This is a genomic window from Streptomyces sp. NBC_00440 (assembly GCF_036014215.1).
Taxonomy (GTDB): domain Bacteria; phylum Actinomycetota; class Actinomycetes; order Streptomycetales; family Streptomycetaceae; genus Streptomyces.
In genome coordinates this window covers 5,792,020-5,809,399 of record NZ_CP107921.1, presented here as the reverse complement: position 1 = coordinate 5,809,399, position 17,380 = coordinate 5,792,020, and the positions used below count along the sequence as shown (strand labels likewise).

18 protein-coding genes and 1 pseudogene are annotated in these 17,380 nt (G+C 70.6%); 13 read left to right on the top strand and 6 right to left on the bottom strand.

The genetic code is table 11. The features are described from left to right. The first annotated feature begins 137 nt into the window (after window positions 1-137). The 4 genes from OHB13_RS26190 (at window position 138) to OHB13_RS26175 (ending at window position 2,835) form a co-directional block, all read left to right on the top strand. Window positions 138-776 carry an AIM24 family protein gene (locus OHB13_RS26190; RefSeq protein WP_266852954.1) on the top strand — a complete coding sequence of 213 codons (639 nt, stop codon included), beginning with the start codon at window positions 138-140 and terminating at the stop codon, window positions 774-776. Beyond that, window positions 776-1,426: an AIM24 family protein gene (locus tag OHB13_RS26185; RefSeq protein WP_266852956.1), complete on the top strand. Its 651-nt coding sequence runs from the start codon at window positions 776-778 to the stop codon at window positions 1,424-1,426. Before OHB13_RS26190 ends, OHB13_RS26185 begins: the two co-directional genes overlap by 1 nt. Beyond that, on the top strand, window positions 1,423-2,199 hold the full coding sequence (locus OHB13_RS26180) for an AIM24 family protein (RefSeq protein WP_328378686.1): 777 nt from the start codon (window positions 1,423-1,425) through the stop codon (window positions 2,197-2,199). Before OHB13_RS26185 ends, OHB13_RS26180 begins: the two co-directional genes overlap by 4 nt. Before the next feature lie 162 nt (window positions 2,200-2,361). Beyond that, window positions 2,362-2,835 carry a MarR family winged helix-turn-helix transcriptional regulator gene (locus OHB13_RS26175; protein WP_266852960.1) on the top strand — a complete coding sequence of 158 codons (474 nt, stop codon included), beginning with the start codon at window positions 2,362-2,364 and terminating at the stop codon, window positions 2,833-2,835. Window positions 2,836-2,844: 9 nt separating this feature from the next. On the opposite strand, the gene OHB13_RS26170 is transcribed toward OHB13_RS26175, so the two are convergent. Then, window positions 2,845-3,726: a carbohydrate kinase family protein gene (locus tag OHB13_RS26170; protein ID WP_328378685.1), complete on the bottom strand. Its 882-nt coding sequence runs from the start codon at window positions 3,724-3,726 to the stop codon at window positions 2,845-2,847. A 220-nt stretch (window positions 3,727-3,946) separates the two neighbouring features. Here OHB13_RS26170 and OHB13_RS26165 point away from each other — a divergent pair, with 220 nt between their 5' ends. From OHB13_RS26165 to OHB13_RS26135, 7 genes are all read left to right on the top strand, one after another. Next, window positions 3,947-4,699: a GntR family transcriptional regulator gene (locus tag OHB13_RS26165; protein WP_266852963.1), complete on the top strand. Its 753-nt coding sequence runs from the start codon at window positions 3,947-3,949 to the stop codon at window positions 4,697-4,699. Beyond that, window positions 4,696-5,682, top strand: a complete 987-nt coding sequence (locus tag OHB13_RS26160) for a carbohydrate kinase family protein (RefSeq protein WP_328378684.1) — start codon at window positions 4,696-4,698, stop codon at window positions 5,680-5,682. Before OHB13_RS26165 ends, OHB13_RS26160 begins: the two co-directional genes overlap by 4 nt. Continuing rightward, entirely contained in the window at window positions 5,666-6,394 is a 729-nt protein-coding gene (locus OHB13_RS26155; protein ID WP_328378683.1) for a hypothetical protein, read from the top strand. Before OHB13_RS26160 ends, OHB13_RS26155 begins: the two co-directional genes overlap by 17 nt. Before the next feature lies 1 nt (window position 6,395). Beyond that, complete coding sequence (locus tag OHB13_RS26150; protein ID WP_328378682.1) at window positions 6,396-6,710, top strand: hypothetical protein; 315 nt, start codon at window positions 6,396-6,398, stop codon at window positions 6,708-6,710. 33 nt (window positions 6,711-6,743) lie between these two features. Then, complete coding sequence (locus OHB13_RS26145) at window positions 6,744-7,628, top strand: BtpA/SgcQ family protein (protein ID WP_266852971.1); 885 nt, start codon at window positions 6,744-6,746, stop codon at window positions 7,626-7,628. Window positions 7,629-8,041: 413 nt separating this feature from the next. Beyond that, window positions 8,042-8,614 (top strand): TenA family protein, encoded by a 573-nt coding sequence (locus OHB13_RS26140; protein ID WP_266852973.1) that lies wholly within the window; start codon window positions 8,042-8,044, stop codon window positions 8,612-8,614. A gap of 175 nt (window positions 8,615-8,789) precedes the next feature. Next, window positions 8,790-10,064, top strand: a complete 1,275-nt coding sequence (locus OHB13_RS26135; protein ID WP_266852975.1) for an MFS transporter — start codon at window positions 8,790-8,792, stop codon at window positions 10,062-10,064. Window positions 10,065-10,118: 54 nt separating this feature from the next. On the opposite strand, the gene OHB13_RS26130 is transcribed toward OHB13_RS26135, so the two are convergent. Together OHB13_RS26130 and OHB13_RS26125 are read right to left on the bottom strand one after the other, a co-directional pair. Next, on the bottom strand, window positions 10,119-11,549 hold the full coding sequence (locus OHB13_RS26130) for a sensor histidine kinase (protein ID WP_328378681.1): 1,431 nt from the start codon (window positions 11,547-11,549) through the stop codon (window positions 10,119-10,121). After that, a complete protein-coding gene (locus OHB13_RS26125) occupies window positions 11,546-12,208 on the bottom strand; it encodes a response regulator transcription factor (RefSeq protein WP_266852979.1) in 663 nt (220 codons plus the stop codon). The genes OHB13_RS26130 and OHB13_RS26125 overlap by 4 nt, the downstream gene beginning before the upstream one ends. Before the next feature lie 134 nt (window positions 12,209-12,342). On the opposite strand from OHB13_RS26125, the gene OHB13_RS26120 reads away from it, so the two are divergent. Then, entirely contained in the window at window positions 12,343-12,960 is a 618-nt protein-coding gene (locus OHB13_RS26120; RefSeq protein ID WP_328378680.1) for a PepSY domain-containing protein, read from the top strand. Here OHB13_RS26120 and OHB13_RS26115 read toward each other — a convergent pair. The 3 genes and pseudogenes from OHB13_RS26115 to OHB13_RS26105 all read right to left on the bottom strand — a co-directional run bounded on the left by OHB13_RS26115 (window position 12,896) and on the right by OHB13_RS26105 (window position 16,691). Beyond that, window positions 12,896-14,179 carry an MFS transporter gene (locus OHB13_RS26115; RefSeq protein WP_328378679.1) on the bottom strand — a complete coding sequence of 428 codons (1,284 nt, stop codon included), beginning with the start codon at window positions 14,177-14,179 and terminating at the stop codon, window positions 12,896-12,898. The genes OHB13_RS26120 and OHB13_RS26115 overlap by 65 nt on opposite strands. A gap of 279 nt (window positions 14,180-14,458) precedes the next feature. Next, window positions 14,459-15,409, bottom strand: a pseudogene (gene meaB, locus OHB13_RS26110) (methylmalonyl Co-A mutase-associated GTPase MeaB); the annotation flags it as partial. A gap of 82 nt (window positions 15,410-15,491) precedes the next feature. After that, window positions 15,492-16,691: an acetyl-CoA C-acetyltransferase gene (locus OHB13_RS26105; RefSeq protein ID WP_266852984.1), complete on the bottom strand. Its 1,200-nt coding sequence runs from the start codon at window positions 16,689-16,691 to the stop codon at window positions 15,492-15,494. Window positions 16,692-16,825: 134 nt separating this feature from the next. Here OHB13_RS26105 and mce point away from each other — a divergent pair, with 134 nt between their 5' ends. After that, a complete protein-coding gene (mce, locus tag OHB13_RS26100) occupies window positions 16,826-17,314 on the top strand; it encodes a methylmalonyl-CoA epimerase (RefSeq protein WP_266852986.1) in 489 nt (162 codons plus the stop codon). Window positions 17,315-17,380: the final 66 nt, after the last annotated feature.

The window sequence follows — 17,380 nt, the reverse complement described above, 5'->3', positions numbered from 1 at the left end:
AGGGGCACAGGAGCGATCTTGTGAAAGTACGCACAAGCTTGCCCCATTGTGTCAGTCGCCCTTCTCAGGGCTCCTTCAGGGTGCATATACGCCCAGGGGCGCTGTTCGTGCCCCCTCCGGCCCGTTACCTTCGGACCGTGGCTCAGTTCCGACTCCAAGGCAGCAAGATGCTCGCCGTCGACCTGACAGGCGACGCCGTCAAAGCGAAGAACGGCGCGATGGTCGCCTACGACGGCCAGATGACCTTCAAAAAGATGTCCGGCGGCGGTGAGGGGCTCCGCGGGATGGTGACCCGGCGCCTCACCGGCGAGCAGATGAGCGTGATGGAGGTGCGCGGCAAGGGCACCTGCTACTTCGCCGACCGCGCCACCGAGATCAACCTCGTCGCCCTGCACGGCGAGAAGCTCCACGTGGAGGCGAGCAACCTGCTCGTCACGGACGCGGGGCTGCGCACCGGCACGACCTTCACCGGGCTGCGGGGCGCGTCCCAGGGCAACGGCCTGTTCACCACCACCGTCGAGGGGACGGGGCAGGCCGCGGTGATGTCGGACGGCCCCGCGGTCGTCCTGCGGGTCAGCCCGCAGTACCCGCTGCTGGTCGACCCGGGTGCGTACATCGCGCACACCGGCAGCCTCCAGCAGCACTTCCAGACCGGGGTCAGCTTCCGGACCTTCATGGGCGAGGGGTCCGGCGAGTCGTTCCAGATCCGGTTCGAGGGTGAAGGGCTCGTCTACGTGCAGCCCAGCGAGCGCAGCACGATCGGGGGTGATGTCTGATGCCGTTCACCGAGATCAACTCGAAGATGGTCGAGGCCACGGTGGTGCCGGGCCAGAAGCTCTACAGCCAGCGCGGGGCGATGCTCGCGTACCGGGGCGATGTGACCTTCACTCCGAACATCCAGGGCGGTCAGGGCGGCGTGATGTCCATGATCGGGCGGCGGGTGGCCAACGAGGCGACGCCGCTGATGACGGTGGAGGGCCGGGGCACGGTGATGTTCGGGCACGGCGGCCACCACATCCAGGTGATCTCGCTGGCCGGCGACACCCTCTACGTGGAGGCGGACCGGCTGCTGGCGTTCGACGGTTCGCTCCAGCAGGGCACGATGTTCATGGGTTCGCAGGGCGGGGTCATGGGGATGGTGCGCGGCCAGGTCACCGGGCAGGGGCTGTTCACCACGACGCTCAAGGGCCACGGAGCGGTGGCGGTGATGGCGCACGGCGGGGTTGTGGAGCTGCCGATCACCCCGCAGGGGCCGGTGCATGTGGACCCGCAGGCCTATGTCGCCCACCACGGGGACGTACGGAACAAGCTGTCGGCGGCGCTCGGCTGGCGGGAGATGGTGGGGCGCGGCTCGGGCGAGGCGTTCCAGCTCGAACTGTCCGGCAGCGGCGCGGTCTATGTGCAGGCATCGGAGGAGAAGCTGTGACGGGACCGGTGGTCCATGACCCGATGACGCTGCCGGCCAACGACAACGTCAACAAGTACACCTTCTGTGTGGAACTCAGCGGCAGCCAGTGGTTCCTGCAGAAGGGCAAGATGATCGCCTACTACGGGCGGATCGACTACAACGGCATCGGCAACGGCCGGTTCGACCATCTGCTGCGCAGCAGCTTCCACTCCCCGATGCACGCCGCGGACTGGGTCGTGGCGGAGGGCTCGGGCAAGATGCTGCTCGCCGACCGGGCCTTCGATGTGAACTCGTTCGACCTGGACGACGGCAATCTCACGGTCCGCTCCGGGAATCTGCTGGCGTTCGAGCCGTCGCTGTCCCTGAAGCAGTCGATCGTGCCCGGCTTTCTGACCCTGATCGGTACGGGGAAGTTCGTGGCCGCTTCGAACGGTCCGGTCGTCTTCATGGAGCCGCCGATCCGGGTCGACCCGCAGGCCCTGGTGGGCTGGGCGGACTGCCCTGCGCCGTGCCACCACTACGACCACGCCTATCTGACGGGGGTGCTGGGCGGGATCCGGTCGTTCACCGGCCTGGGGGGTGTGTCGGGCGAGGAGCACCAGTTCGAGTTCGTGGGCGCCGGGACGGTGCTGCTCCAGTCGACCGAGGCGCTGCTGCCCGAGAAGCCGACCGGTTCCGTGCCGAACGAACCGGGCGTTCCCGGTGGGCAGGGACCCCGTTCCGGCCAAAACAGCCCAGGAGCGCGCTTTCCCGGCCAGGTCGGGGATCTTCAGCGCCGCTTCGGGCTGTGAGCGATAGCCTGCGGAGTGTAACGTCGAACATCTGAACCCCCGGCATATGCACCGGATCGGGATCGCCGCCACGATCGGGATCAAGGTGGCGCACTGGCGCGCGCCGGGGAGTGCAACCCCCCATGTTGTCCAATATTCAACTTCTTAGGTAGAATTCTCATTATGGAGACCGAGACGGCCACCCGCTGGCTGAACGATGCCGAGCAGTGCTCCTGGCGCACCTACCTGGACGTGAACAGGCTGCTGACGTACCAGATGGAGAAGGACCTCCAGCCGTTCGGCCTGACGATGAACGACTACGAGATCCTGGTCAATCTCTCCGAGGCCGACGACCGGCGGATGCGGATGAGCGATCTCGCCGCCGCCACCCTTCAGTCGAAGAGCCGCCTGTCGCACCAGATCACCCGGATGGAGAAGGCCGGCCTGGTCCGCAGGGAGAACTGCGAGTCGGACCGGCGTGGCCTGTTCGCCGTCCTCACCGACCTCGGCGGCGAGACCATGCAGAAGGTCGCACCGCACCATGTGGCCTCGGTGCGCAGACACTTCATCGACATGCTGACGCCCGAGGCACTGGCCGGACTGCGCGAGTCACTGACGCCGGTCGCCGATCAGCTGCGGGGGCTGCGCAAGGGGTAGGGCCCCGCCCTACGGCGTCCCGCCACCGGCGAGATACCCGGCGACCGCGGCCCGGTCGGGCAGGCCCGCCCTGGCGCCGGGCGCCGTGCAGGACAGACCCGCCCCGACGGCGGCAAAGCGTGCCGCGTCGACCGGTTCCGCCCCGCGTTCCAGTTCGGCGAGGTAACAGCCCACGAAGCAGTCACCTGCCCCGGTGGCGTCCTGGACCCGTACATCGATGGCCGCTCCGGCCAGGGTGTCACCGGCCGGCGTGTGCAGCCGCCACCCGTGAGCGCCATCGGTGACCAGCAGATGCGTACGGTGCGACACCGCGGCCGCGCCGGCGCCCTGGCCGATCAGCCGCTCCGCCTGCGTACGGCCGATGATCGCGTGCTCGGCCACCGACAGGGCCGCCTCCGCTGCCTCGGCCGACTCGCAGCCGTCCATGTCGACGACCGTGCGCAGGGACGGAGCACCGGCCAGCAGCGGGGCGGCCCAGGGGAACCGGTAGCCGTCGAGATAGAGCCACCCGCCCCCGGCCCGGGAGAGCGACCGCACCACCTCCGCCACATGCTCCTCGGTCACGTCGTCGTCCTGGCTGATCACGGAGCGCTCCCCGTCCGGAGTGACGAGGATGACCGCGGTGGTGAGGTGACCCCGGCGCGAGGTCCACGCCACGTCCACGCCCTGAGCGCCGAGCCCGTCGAGGAAGGCGGTGCTCAGCAGATCCGGCCCCACCACGCCGGCGAACCTGGCGTCGGCCCCCATCCGCGCCGCGGCCGTCGCCGCGTTCGCGCCCATCCCACCGTCATGGCGCCGGATGCCGAGCGCCTGTACGCGGCTTCCGGGCCCCGGGAGGGCGGGAACGTTCACCGTCAGGTCGCTGTTGCCGTACCCGCAGAAGACGATCATGAAAGAAGAGCACCTCATTCGCCGTGGAACTGTCAGTCCGCCGTGACCGGGCCGCCGTGACCGGGCCGCTGCGACCAGGCCAAGTCCCCTTTACGCGCGAGAGCCCGGCGTCACCGAGTCGTCGCCCGGACGGGCAAAGCCGGACACGCAAAGCCCGGACAGGCGAAGTTTTCCAAGCTGACCCGTTGACCAAACGTCATGACGTTCGCATAATTTCGGCATGGCTTGGGATGACGAAGACTTGCTGGACGGCCCCGTACCGAAGTGGCATCAGATCGCCGAGCGTCTGCGATCGGCCATCTCCGACGGCGAGTTCACGGCCGGCGACGCGCTGCCGTCCGAGACTCTGCTCACGCGGCGCTTCGGCATCAGCCGGACCACCGCCCGCAGCGCCCTGAACGAGCTGGAGGGCGACCAGTTGGTCAGCCGCCGGTCGGGAAAGGGCACGATCGTGCTCCCGCCCAAGGTCGAGCAGCCGCTCAACCTGCTGGCCTCGTTCTCGGACGACATGCGGGCCCGCGGCCTGGCGCCGGGCTACCGGCTGGTCTCCGTCACCGTGCTGCCGGTTCCGGCACAGGTCGCCAAGGAACTGGGGCTGTGCGAGGGCGACGAGGCGGTCTGCGTGGACCGGGTGCTGCTCGCCGACGGTGAACCGATCGCGTCCAGCCTGTCGTGGCTGTCACCCCGGATCGTCCCCCCGGCCGACGCACCGCCCGAAGCGGCGCTGCGTAACTCCTCGCTGTACGAGTGGATCGAGCGCACCACCGGTACGCGGATCGGCTCGGGCGAGGAGTACATCGAAGGAGGAGTCGCCGACGCGCAGTTGGCGCAGCGGCTGGCCGTCACCAAGGGCGCTCCGATCCTCATCGCCCGCCGCCGCTCGCTCTCGACGGCCGCCCTCCCCCTGGAGTACGTGGTGATCACCTACCGGGCCGACAGGTACCGCTTCCGGATCGAGCTCACCCGCCCATGAAAAAGACAGCGGTCTTCGTCGGGGACACGGTGTTCGACACCACGATTCGCGTGGGCTCCCTCCCCGCCGCCGACGAGAAAGTGGTGAGCGACCACCTCACCGACTCGGTGGGAGGTGTGGTGACCAACGCGGCCGTCGCGTGCTCCCTCACCGGAACGCCGACCAGACTGGTGAGCTCCGTGGGAACGGACGTGGCGGGCCGCGAGTGCGCCGCGCAGGCGGAGAGCCTCGGCCTCGACTTCCGGCCCGAGGTGTCGGCCGGCGCTTCCAGCCGGGCCGTCATCACGATCGCCGAGGACGGCGAGAAGCACCTCATTCTCGTACCGGGTGCGCGGATGTACCCGTCCGAAGCCGTCTGCCGGCAGCTCTCTCTCGCGCACACCGGGTGGCTGCACACGGCCGTCTACGACCCGGAGGCCGCGCGGACCGTCATATCCCGGTGTGCGGAGAGCGGGGTTCCCTGGTCCGTCGACCTGGAGCCGGCGACGTTCCCGGAAGGGATCGAGACGCTCGCCGACCACATCGACGGCGCCGCCACGGTGTTCTGCAACGCTCATGCCGCGCGTGCCATCGGTCCCGCGGCGGTCCGGACCCTCTTCGAACTGGGCGCCCGCTCCGTGGTGTTCACCGAGGGCTCGCACGGGGCGCGCTGGTGCGCGCCGGGCTGTGCGGAGGTCACCGTTCCGGTCGTACGCGACACCGCCCCGGTGGCGGACACGACAGGAGCGGGCGATTGCCTGGCCGGGTCGTTCGTCGGCATGATGCTCGACACCGGTGACCCGCTCGAATCGCTGCGCTATGCGGTGACGGCGGCCTCCCGCAGCTGCTCGGGGCTGGGCGGCCACCCGTCCTACGCCACGAGGGCCGAGGTGACGCGGCTGCGACGGGCCACCGGCGCACCTGCCGCTTCCGGCAACGCGACACCACTCAACGCACCGGTCACGCCGTCATTCCGAGGAGGTTCGCATGACTCTGCTGAGTGAGGAGACGGAGGTCTTCGAAGCAGCCCCCGGGCAACGGTGCGCCGTACTGTTCCTGGCCCGTCGGCGTACACCGGGTCCCGGGGACGCGGGCCGGTCCGCACGGGCGGTCGCCGAGCAACTCGAAGTGCTCCGGGCGCAGGGCTGGTTGCTCTCGGTCGACGGCATTCTCGCCGGGGGCGGCCGCCGGTCGGAGGACACACCCACCGTGTACGACACGGGGTTCTCCCATGACGTCGATTTCGTCGGCATGTTCGAGGCCCCCACCGCGTCGGACGCCCTCGACGGGACGCTCGCGCTCGAACAGGCGGGGTGGGCGCGTCTGCTGCGGACCGAATGGCTCATCGGGCCGAAGGAGTTCCTGCCCGTGGTCGGCCCCGCGTCCCGGGGCGAGGAGGACGGCTGGGGCTTCTTCGCACTCTGGAAGTGGAACAGCGCCTGGCAGGCCGCCACCGCGGAGGAGCGGCGCGCGTACGACCTGGAGTGCGACGACGCCTTCTCGTCCGACGTACGCAACGGCGCCGCCATCGCCGGCCGGTACCGACTCGACAGCGCGAGCCAGTGGGACCACGTCGGGGTCTGGCGGGTGCCGAGCGTGGCCATGGTGCAGGCGGCGATGCGCGAACACACCCGGGTGGCGGACTTCAAGTTCACCACGTCCCGCCACTACATCGGTCGTCGGACAAGGCTCGACGACGCCTTCCGGAGGAAGTGACATGAACGACGTCGTCTGGCTGCACCACTCCCTGCCCCGCACCGCGTGGTTCGACCTCGAACCCGCGGCCCGGGAGCGGTACGAGCAGGCGTTCCAGGAACAGCGCGACGCGTCGGAACGGCTGGGCGGGAGAGGCGGCGGACGCTTCCACGTCCGTGGACAGAGCGACTACTCCCAGGTGGAGATCTGGTTCTTCCCCACCGCCGAGCAGGCCTTCGACCACTGGTCCCGCCTGGTCACCGCCGGATACACCACCTGTTTTGAGTTCTCCAACCAGGTGGGGCAGGCCGATCCGGCCGACGCCCCCTTCACCTGACTCAATTTCGCCTGACTCAACTGAAAGGACCCCATGAACAACCCGGTTGACAGCACCGCAGACGAGCGAGCGCTCGGTGTCTTCCCGCCGAAGGAGTCGGCTCTGGGCTCGATCTTCGGCACCGACCGCGTGGTCATCGGTGTCGTGCACTGCCCCCCGCTCCCCGGCAGTCCCCACTACCGCGGCGAGCCGCTCGCGGACGTGATCCGGTTCGCCGTGGAGGAAGCGACGGCGTACCAGCAGGGCGGGGTGCACGGACTGATCGTGGAGAACGCCTGGGACCTGCCCTTCCCCAAGCCGGAGGACCAGGGCTTCGAGACAGCGGCGAACCTGGCGGTGATCAGCGACCACGTACGCGAGAAGGTGGGCCTGCCGGTCGGTGTGAACGTCCTGGCGAACGGGGCGCACTGCTCGATAGCCACCGCCCAGGCCGCCCAGTCGGCTTTCGTACGCGTCAACCAGTGGGCGAACGCCTATGTGGCCAACGAGGGCTTCATGGAAGGACTGGCCCCTTCGGCGACGCGCTACCGGGCGACGCTCAGGGCCGAACAGCTCAAGGTGTTCGCGGACGTCCACGTCAAACACGGTTCGCACTCCATCATCGCCGACCGGTCCCTGGCGGAGCAGACGGAGGACGCCGAGTTCTTCGACGCGGACGTGCTCATCGCGACCGGCGGACGCACCGGTGACGAGGCCGCCGAGAGCGAGGTCCGGGGCATCATGGACGCCACCCGGCTGCCGGTGATCATCGGTTCGGGAATGAACGAGGACAACGCGGAACGGCTGCTGTCGCTGTGCCACGGCGCCATCGTGGCCTCGTCGTTGAAGGAGAACGGCCGCTGGTGGGGCCGGGTCGACAGGACGAAGGTCAGGGCCTTCACCCGGCACGCCGAGAAGGCGGGCTACCAACTGCCCTGACGGGCACCACGATCGGCCATTTAATCGGCCATTGAACGGCTGGTGGTCCGTCCGGAGCCACCGGGCGCCCCGCGCCTGTGGGCCGGGCCCACCAGCCAGGCGCCGGCGACCGCACCGCAGCCGCCGGAAGCGGCACAGCACGCGGGATTTCGCAGGCAGCCGTGTTTTTCCGTTCCGGCCGTGTCGGTCCCGGCCAGGAGCGCGCGCCGGCGCGGCCGCTGCCCTGTCTCCGGGCCCGCCGGAATCCACCCACTCACCGGCGGCGCCCGGTTGCGACAGCGGAGGTACGCCCCATGCAAGCGCGACATTCAGAACATTCAGACGCACAGTCGGCGCGGTCCGGCCCCCTCAGCACGTCCCTCAGTACGTCCCTCAAGGAGAGGAACGCGGACGCATGGAACCGGGCGCTCACCATGCGGTTCGTCCGCGACGTCACCCACGACACCGTCAGCGACGCCGTCTTCGCCCGATACCTGCTGTTCGAGCGGGAGTTCGTGGACACCGCGGCCCGCCTCGCGGGCGCGGCAGTGCGCGAGGCGCCCGGCGCCGCCGCGCTGGCCGGGCACGCCCGTACGCTGCACGCCCTGGTGACGGACCAGTACGCCTACTTCACCCGGGCGTTGGAGACCACAGGCGTGCCGGAGGTCGGTCCGCGGGCGCAGGAGCAGGCATCGGTGCTCACCGAGGAGGTCCTGGACGCCGCCGACGCCCTCGGCTATCCGGCCATCGTGACGTGTATGTACGCGGCGGAGTCGCTGTACGAGAACTGGTGCCGCACGGCCGACCACTCACCGTCGGCGCGCAGTGAGATCGCGGACTGGGTCCACCTGCACACGGTCGAACCCTTCACCGCCCAAGTGCGGTTCCTGGAGGCCGAGATCGACGCGCTGGAGATCCTCCCCGAGACGGCGGAGGACCTGGTCAAGGTCTTCGGAAGGGTCCTCGAAGCCGAGATCGGTTTTCACGAGGCCGCCTACGCCGAGTAGGACCCGGCGCACCCCGATCCGGCGCACCCGGGCCGCATGCGCAGCCCGGGCCGGACGGCCGCCGGGCCCGTCCGCGCCATGACGCTCATGAACGCACATTCCTGACTGGCCGACCTGTCCTGGCCGGCGACAGCCACCGCTACTGATCGCTCGGAGAAACACGGAAGGTGGAGCGATGCCGGACGCACACGGACACAGCAACATCCTCGACAGGATCGGCATTCCGCGGAGTCTGGCAGCGGGATATCTGGCTCTGGCGTTCTTCATGATCGGGGACGGTGTCGAACAGGGCTATCTCTCCGCGTTCCTGAACGACCAGGGTTTCGCCGCCCACCGGGTCGCGCTGATGTTCACTCTCTACGGGGTGACCGCAGGGGTCTCCGCGTGGATGGCCGCCGCCCTCTCCGACGTCTTCGGACCACGCCGTCTCATGGCGGTGGGCGTCGCCGTCTGGGTGGTGTTCCACGTCCTGTTCATCACCCTGGGGGTCACGGAGCACTCCGGGGTGATGCTGCTCGTCTGCTACGGGTTGCGCGGGTTCGGGTATCCCCTGTTCGCCTACGGGTTCCTCATGTGGATCGTGCGGACGGCGCGGCCGGAGAAGCTGGGCGTGGCCGTGGGCTGGTTCTGGTTCGCCTACATCGCCGGTTTCTCCACACTGAGCCCGCTGATCGCCAAGGAGAGCATCGCTCTGATCGGGCCGCTGCCGACGCTGTGGTCGGCCCTGCTGGTGATAGCCGTCGGTGCGGTGATCGCACTCAACGTGCACGCCCCGGGCGGGGACCGTCCGGTCGCCCGTCCGGAGGAGGACCCGCTGCGCGGGCTGGTCAAGGGCGTCTCCGTGCTCTGGCAGGAGCCGAAAGTGGCCGCGGCGGGGCTGATCCGGGTCGTGAACGGTGTCTCCCAGTTCGGGTTCCCGGTCTTCCTGCCGGTCTACTTCACCAAGTCCCTCGGGTTCCCGCTCGGCGACTGGCTCACCATCTACTCCGTGATGTACATGGTGAATCTGGGCTGCAATCTGCTCGCCGGATACTGGAGCGACAAGTACGGAGTCACCACCGTGCTCCGGTGGATGGGCTGTGTGGGCTGCGCCGTCACCACCGTGGCCTTCTACTACATACCCACCGCGACCCACAGTTTCTGGCTGTCCCTGATCACCGGGAGCGCGTTCTGCGCCTGCCTGGCCGGATTCTCCCCGATGTCCGCTCTGATGCCGCAGATCGCCCCCCGGCGTACCGGCGCCGCCATGGCCGGGCTCAACCTCGGGGCGGGCCTCGGCACGGCGGCCGGTCCCGCCCTGGTCGGCCTCTGCCTGACACCGCTGGGCGTGGAGGGCGTGATGTGGGTGTTCGGCGCCTGCTACGTCGTCGGCGCCCTGCTCACGGCGTTCCTCAGGCTCCCCGCGCACAAGGGCTCGCCCGTACCCGCCACCGAACTGTCCGCTCCCTGAACGGAAGCACCCGCGGCGCCGGATCCAGTGCGGGCCCGATCCGGACGGAAGGCCCTACCGGGCCCCCCGGACCCCCGGGCCGTCCTGGCTCCGCGCGGCGGACAGGTCCAGGGCGAAGACGGCGCCGTCGCCGACGGTGAGTGTCCCGCCGTGCCGGTGTGCCACGTCGCGGGCGATGGCCAGGCCGAGACCGGCGCCGCCCTCGTCACGGGTCCGGGCGTCGTCGAGCCGTACGAACCGCTCGAAGATCTTCTCGCGCTTCCCGGGAGGCACTCCGGGGCCGTCGTCGGCGACCTCCGCGACGATCCTGCCGTTCCGCTGCCGTACGGACACCTCGACCCCCGAGCGGGCATGGCGCTGGGCGTTGTCCAGGAGGTTGCCGATCACCCGCGCCAACTGCCCGCGCGAGCCCTCCACTTCGAGACCTCCCGCGGCGTGGACCGTCACCGGGACCCGGCCCGTCTGCCGCCGCGACACCTCCTCGCTCACCAGCTCCCCCAGGTCGATCCGCGCGGCACCGGGCCGCTCCCCCGCGTCCAGCCGGGCGAGCAGCAGCAGGTCGGCGGCCAGCTCCTGGAGCCGTACGGTGTCCGCGACCGCGCCCTCGACGTCCAGCAGACCGGGGTGCGCGGCGCCGACCTCCAGCTGGGTGCGCAGACTCGCGATGGGGCTGCGCAGTTCGTGCGAGGCGTCCGCGACGAACCGCCGCTGCCGGTCGACGGACTTCTCCAGCGCGGTGAGGGTCGCATTGGTGGTACGGGCCAGCCGGGCGACCTCGTCGTGCGAACGGGGCTCCGGTACCCGCCGGGCCAGATCCTCGGACGCGGTGATCGCCGCCATCTCCCGCCGGATTCCCTCGACGGGGCGCAGAGCGCGCCGGGTGACCAGCCAGGTGACGCCCGCGACGACCACCAGCAGGGCGGGCAGCCCGACGAGCATCGCGCCGCGGAGCGAGCTGACGGCGCTCTCCTCGGTGGTGAGGGGGGCGCCCGCGTAGACGATCAGAGTGTCGTCGCTGCCGTTGGTCACCTCGACGGCGGCGAACCGGTAGTCGGCGGTGTCACCGTCGACGGTCGCCGTGCCGGAGCTGAAGCGGGCGTCGTCGTGCGAGACCTCACCGCGCGGCGGATCGTCGTCGTCGTGGTCGTGGTCCGCCTTGGAGGCCACCGGATGCACGGCGGTGGTCGCCGTTCCGGTCACCGCTTCCAGGTCGTCGCTCGCGGCGCGCAGCTTGCCGTGCTCGGAGACCACCTGCACCGGATTCTCGTCCGAGTCGGGCAGGTCGAGCTTGTGGAACGGGACGTCGAGCGCCACCTGCGATGCGACGTTCTGGGCGGCGACCTCGGCGCGCAGATCGGTCTGGCCGGTGAGGTTCGACCGCAGGACGAGCAGGAGGGAGACCCCCGCGGCGACCAGCGCGACAGCGACGACGACCGTCGCGCCCAGCGCCGCCCTGGCCCGTACGGAGCCGAAGACGCGCCTCATCCGGCGACCAGCCGGTAGCCCGCGCCGCGCACGGTCTGGATGAGGTCGGCGCCCAGTTTGCGGCGCAGGGCGCTCACGTACACCTCGACGATGTTCGGGTCGCCCTCGTAGGCGAAGTCCCAGACGTGCTCCAGTATCTCCGGCTTGCCGACCACCTCGCCCTGGCGCACGACAAGCTGCTCCAGGACCGCGAACTCCTTTGCCGTGAGGGTGACTTCGGCGCCCGCGCGGTGTACGCGGTGGGTGGCGGTGTCGACGGTGAGGCTCCCCGCGGTGAGCACGGGCGACGGCCGGCCGGCGGCTCGCCTGCGGAGCAGCGCCCTGATCCTGGCGACGAGGACCACATAGGAGAACGGCTTGGTGAGGTAGTCGTCCGCCCCGGTGTCCAGCCCCTCGGCCTCGTCGTACTCGCCGTCCTTGGCGGTCAGCATCAGGATGGGGACGTCATGGCCCGCCGCCCTGAGGGCCGCGCAGACCCGGTAGCCGTTCATCCCGGGCAGCATGATGTCGAGCACGACCAGGTCGTACGGGCCCTCACTGGCCAGGTGCAGTCCTTCGAGCCCGTCGTGCGCGACATCCACGGCGTAACCCTCGGCAGTGAGTCCGCGGGCGAGGGACACCGCGAGTCTCTTCTCGTCCTCCACGATCAACAGGCGCATGGGGACAGCTTCGCAAATGGAAGCTGAAGGGATCTTCAGCAGGCTTCAGGCTGCGTTCAGCACTCCCCCGGCAGATTGGAACCTGTCCGAAGCAGTCGAGCCGGTCACCGCGCCGGCCCCACGGAGGAAACCTCATGAAGCGCAACTACGTCATCGCATGTGTCGCAGCGGCGGCCCTGGCAGCGGGCGGCACGGCCACCGGGGTCGCCCTCGCGGACGGCGGCGGCTCGGGCTCATCCCCGGCTGCCACGTCCACGACGGCGTCGGCACGGGCCGCGAGCACCGCGTCCGGTCCGGCTCGCGCATCTTCGGGCTCCGGCACGGGTGGTGTCGCGACGGTCGACGCGGTGGTCCGCTCGGCCGAGGCGTACGAACCCGGTACGGTCACCTCCGCCGAACTGGACCATGGCCGCTGGGAGGTGGACCTCTACGGCAAGGACCGCGTCTGGCACGAGATCCACCTGGACCGCAGGACCGGCAAGGTCGTCTCGTCGCGCCAGGACGGCGGTGACCAGGACGACCGCAAGGGCGCCCCGGTCACCGCGGTCCGCGCCGCGGCGGCGGCCCGCGGAGCCGTCCCGGGCACCGTCACCTCGGTCGAGCTGGACAACGGCCGCTGGGAGGCCGAGGTGACCGCGCACAACGGCGCCCGGCACGAGGTCTACATCAACCTGACCACCGGCAAGGTCACGTCCGAGCACCTGAACCGGCACCAGCACGACGTCGACGGCGACGACGGGGCCGACGACTGACCCGGCCCAGGACCGGCAGGGCGGACGCGCCGGAGAGCAGGGCGGGAGCCGCCACCAGCGCGAAACAGAGCGCGAGCGGAACCCGCCCGACCAGGACGCCGACGGCCGCTGTACCGCCCGTGGACCCGGCGTTCACGGCGGTGTTGACCCAGGCGCCGGCCCGGGTGCGGGCGTCCGGAGCCGCGCTCTCGTCAGCGATCAGATACGAGGTCGTCAGCGCGGGCGCCACGAAAAGACCGGCCAGAGCGGTGGCAGCACCCAGCACGGGGAGATTCGGTGCGAGCCCGGCACCGGCCAGGCTGAGCCCGAGGCCCGCGGCGAGCAGCGCGAGCCGCAGCCGGGCGGGGGCGTGCCAGCTGACCGCCCCGTTGACCAGCCCGCCGACCACACTGCCGGCGGAGAGCGCGGCCAGCACCCAGGCCACGGCAGCGGGCCTGCCGTGCCGCGCGGCGTCGGCGACCACCAGCAGATCGAGCCCGCCGAGTGCCAGTCCCACCCCCGCGGCCACCACCACGGGCTGCCGGGGCCACCGGGGCCACCGGGACCGTACGCCGGCAGGACCGGTGGGGCCGGGTGGTGAGCCGGCCGGCCGGAGATCTCCGGGCGGTGAACCGGCGCTCTCGCGGTGCGGGCCCGCGGCGACCGGCGACGTCACCAGGGCCACGGTTCCCGCCAGCACCAGGAGAGCGCTGACGGCGACTCCTGCCGAGGGTGAGGCGCAGGCCGTCAGAGCGCCGACGAGCAACGGCCCGGCGACGTAGAGCAGTTCCTCCGCGACCCCGTCCAGGCTGTACGCGCACTCCAGCAGCTCCCGCTCGGGGACGAGCCGGCGCCACAGAGTCCGCATGGTCGGCCCGAGCGGTGGCGTCCCCGCACCGGCGGCCGCGGCCAGTGCCGCGATCAGCGGCGGGGGCGTGCCGGGGTGCCGGGTGGCGGCGGCGAGCACCAGGAGCAGCAGGGCGTAGCAGCCCGCCATCGGGACGAGTGCGCGGCGGGGGCCGTAGCGGTCGACGAAGGCGGCTCTGACGGGCGAGAGGCAGACGCTGGTCGCCCCGAAGAGCGCCATGGCGGTACCCGCGAGCGCGAAGGAGCCCGAGGCGTCCTTGACGGCGAGTACGAGGGAGAGGGAGACCGTCCCGTAGGAGAGACGGCCGATCAGGGCGGCACCGAAGGTGCGGCGGGCGTGCGGGGGCCGCAGGACAGCGGCGTAGGACGGCATGGGGGTTCCTCGGAAGCGGCACGGACAGGACACCGGGTGGTCGGCCGGGTCCTACGCACGGGGGAGGAACATACGGTCACGGTAGCAGGGGCACCCTCAGGTCCGCCTGCCCCGCCGTCGCCCGACTGCCGCCGTCGGTTACCGTCCCGCTCAGCCCGACGGCCTTGCGCACCGCGTCAGTTCGGCCGGCCCTGAGGACCGGCCGTCCACCGCTCAGCCCGACGAGCCCTGCCTGCCGGCCGCCCCGGACGCCCGCTCCGCACCAGCCGCCTCGGACGCCCCCTCCGTCACGGCGTCCACCAGTGCGTCCGCCGCCGCGTACGGGTCCAGGCTTCCTGTGACGATGCGGTCGGCCAGGGCGTCGAGGCGGTGGTCGCCGCGCAGGTCGCCGATGCGTTCGCGCAGGGCCGTGACCGCGATCGTCTCGACCTCGTGGGCCGCGCGTGCTCTGCGGCGCTCGCCCAGGACGCCGTGCTCCTCCATCCAGGCCCGGTGCTTCTCCAGCGCCTCGACCACCTCGTCGACACCCTCGCCGCGCGCCGCCACGGTCTTCACGATCGGCGGGCGCCAGTCGCCGGGGCCGCGCGCCTCACCCAGGCCCAGCATGTGGTTGAGCTCGCGCGCGGTCGCGTCGGCGCCGTCCCGGTCGGCCTTGTTGACGACGTACACATCGCCGATCTCCAGGATTCCAGCCTTGGCGGCCTGGATCCCGTCACCCATTCCGGGCGCGAGCAGCACCACCGATGTGTCGGCCTGCGAGGCGATCTCCACCTCGGACTGGCCGACGCCGACCGTCTCCACCAGGACCACGTCGCACCCGGCGGCGTCCAGCACCCGGATCGCCTGCGGGGCGGCCCAGGCGAGGCCGCCCAGATGGCCCCGGGTGGCCATGGAGCGGATGTAGACGCCCGGGTCGGACGCGTGCTCGGACATCCGGACCCGGTCGCCGAGCAGCGCGCCCCCGGAGAAGGGCGACGAGGGGTCGACGGCGAGCACACCGACCCGCTTGCCTGCCCGCCGGTACGCGGAGACCAGCGCCGAGGTGGAAGTCGACTTGCCGACACCCGGCGAACCCGTCAGCCCGACGACGTACGCGCCGCCGGTCAGCGGGGCCAGCCGCGCCATCACCTCGCGCAGCTGCGGGGACGCCCCCTCCACCAGGGAGATCAGCCGGGCGACGGCCCTCGGCCTGCCCTCACGGGCCTGTTCGACCAGGGTGGGGACGTCCATCTCCACGTTCACAGCTCCGCTCAGTCCGATGCCGTATCCGGCCGGTTCCGTATCCGGGTGCCCGTCGCCGCCCGGACCGCTCCTACTTGGGTACGCGCACGATCAGGGCGTCGCCCTGACCACCGCCGCCGCACAGGGCTGCCGCGCCGACCCCGCCGCCGCGCCGCTTCAGCTCCAGCGCGAGGTGCAGGACCACCCGGGCGCCGGACATCCCGATGGGGTGGCCGAGGGCGATGGCGCCGCCGTTCACGTTCACCTTTTCCGGCGATACCCCGAGGTCCTTCATTGACTGGACGGCGACGGCCGCGAACGCCTCGTTGATCTCGATGAGATCGAGGTCGTCGACGCCGATGCCCTCCTTGCCCAGCGCGTGCTGGATGGCGTTCGACGGCTGGGACTGGAGGGAGTTGTCGGGGCCCGCCACATTGCCGTGCGCACCGATCTCGGCGATCCAGTCGAGCCCGAGCTCCTCCGCCTTGGCCTTGCTCATCACCACGACCGCCGCCGCACCGTCGGAGATCTGCGACGAGGTGCCGGCGGTGATCGTGCCGTCCTTGGCGAACGCGGGGCGCAGCTTGCCGAGCGACTCCGCCGTGGTCTCGGCCCTGATGCCCTCGTCCTGCGAGAAGAGCACCGGGTCGCCCTTGCGCTGCGGGATCTCGACCGGCGTGATCTCGGCCTCGAACAGGCCGTTCTTCTGTGCGGCGGCGGCCCGCTGGTGGGAGCCGGCGGCGAAGGCGTCCTGCGGGGCGCGGTCGATGCCGAGGCGGGTGTTGTGCTTCTCGGTGGACTCACCCATCGGGATGGATTCGAAGGAGTCGGTGAGACCGTCGTACGCCATCGAGTCGAGCATCTCGACCGCGCCGTACTTGTAGCCCTCACGGGACTTCGGCAGCAGATGCGGTGCGTTGGTCATGGACTCCTGGCCGCCGGCCACCACCACGTCGAACTCACCGGCGCGGATCAGCTGGTCGGCGAGGGCGATGGCGTCGAGCCCGGAGAGGCAGACCTTGTTGATGGTCAGCGCGGGGACGTTCATGGGGATGCCCGCCTTGACGGCGGCCTGGCGTGCCGGGATCTGCCCTGCCCCGGCCTGGAGCACCTGCCCCATGATCACGTACTCCACCTGGTCTCCGCCGATACCGGCCCGCTCCATCGCGGCCTTGATCGCGAAGGCGCCCAGGTCGGCACCGGAGAAGGACTTGAGCGAGCCGAGGAGCCTGCCCATCGGGGTCCTGGCTCCGGCGACGATCACGGAGGTACTGCTGTTCGTTCCAGACATGAGGCGCGGCCCCTTGGAAGAGAGTGAACGAGGGTTTACATGAATGTACTGAGCGGTCCTCCGCTCGTCATCGCCCCGCCCATGTGATCGCGCGCACGTTGCGTAACCATGTGTCGGCGCGCTGCACTGGGGGAATGCTGACGCGAATCGACCACATCGGGATCGCCTGCTTCGACCTCGACAAGACTGTCGAGTTCTACCGGGCGACATACGGCTTCGAGGTGTTCCACACCGAGGTCAACGAGGAGCAGGGCGTCCGGGAGGCCATGCTCAAGATCAATGAGACGTCCGACGGCGGTGCCTCCTATCTCCAGCTGCTGGAGTCCGTCCGTGAGGACTCCGCGGTGGGCAAGTGGCTGGCCAAGAACGGTGAGGGCGTGCACCACATCGCCTTCGGCACCGCGGACGTGGACGGCGACTCCCAGGATATTCGGGACAAGGGCGTCCGTGTGCTGTACGACGAGCCGCGCATCGGGTCCATGGGTTCCCGCATCACGTTCCTGCACCCCAAGGACTGCCACGGGGTACTGACGGAGCTGGTCACGGCGGCCGCACCGCACGGAACTGCCGGAGAAGCGGCAGAACCCGGAGAAGGGGAGTCACTGGCTCGTAAGGAGCACTGACCTCCGGATACCCGGGCCGGTAGAGTGGGCGGCTCCGGTCCGGGGCCGGATCGGGGCCTGTGACCC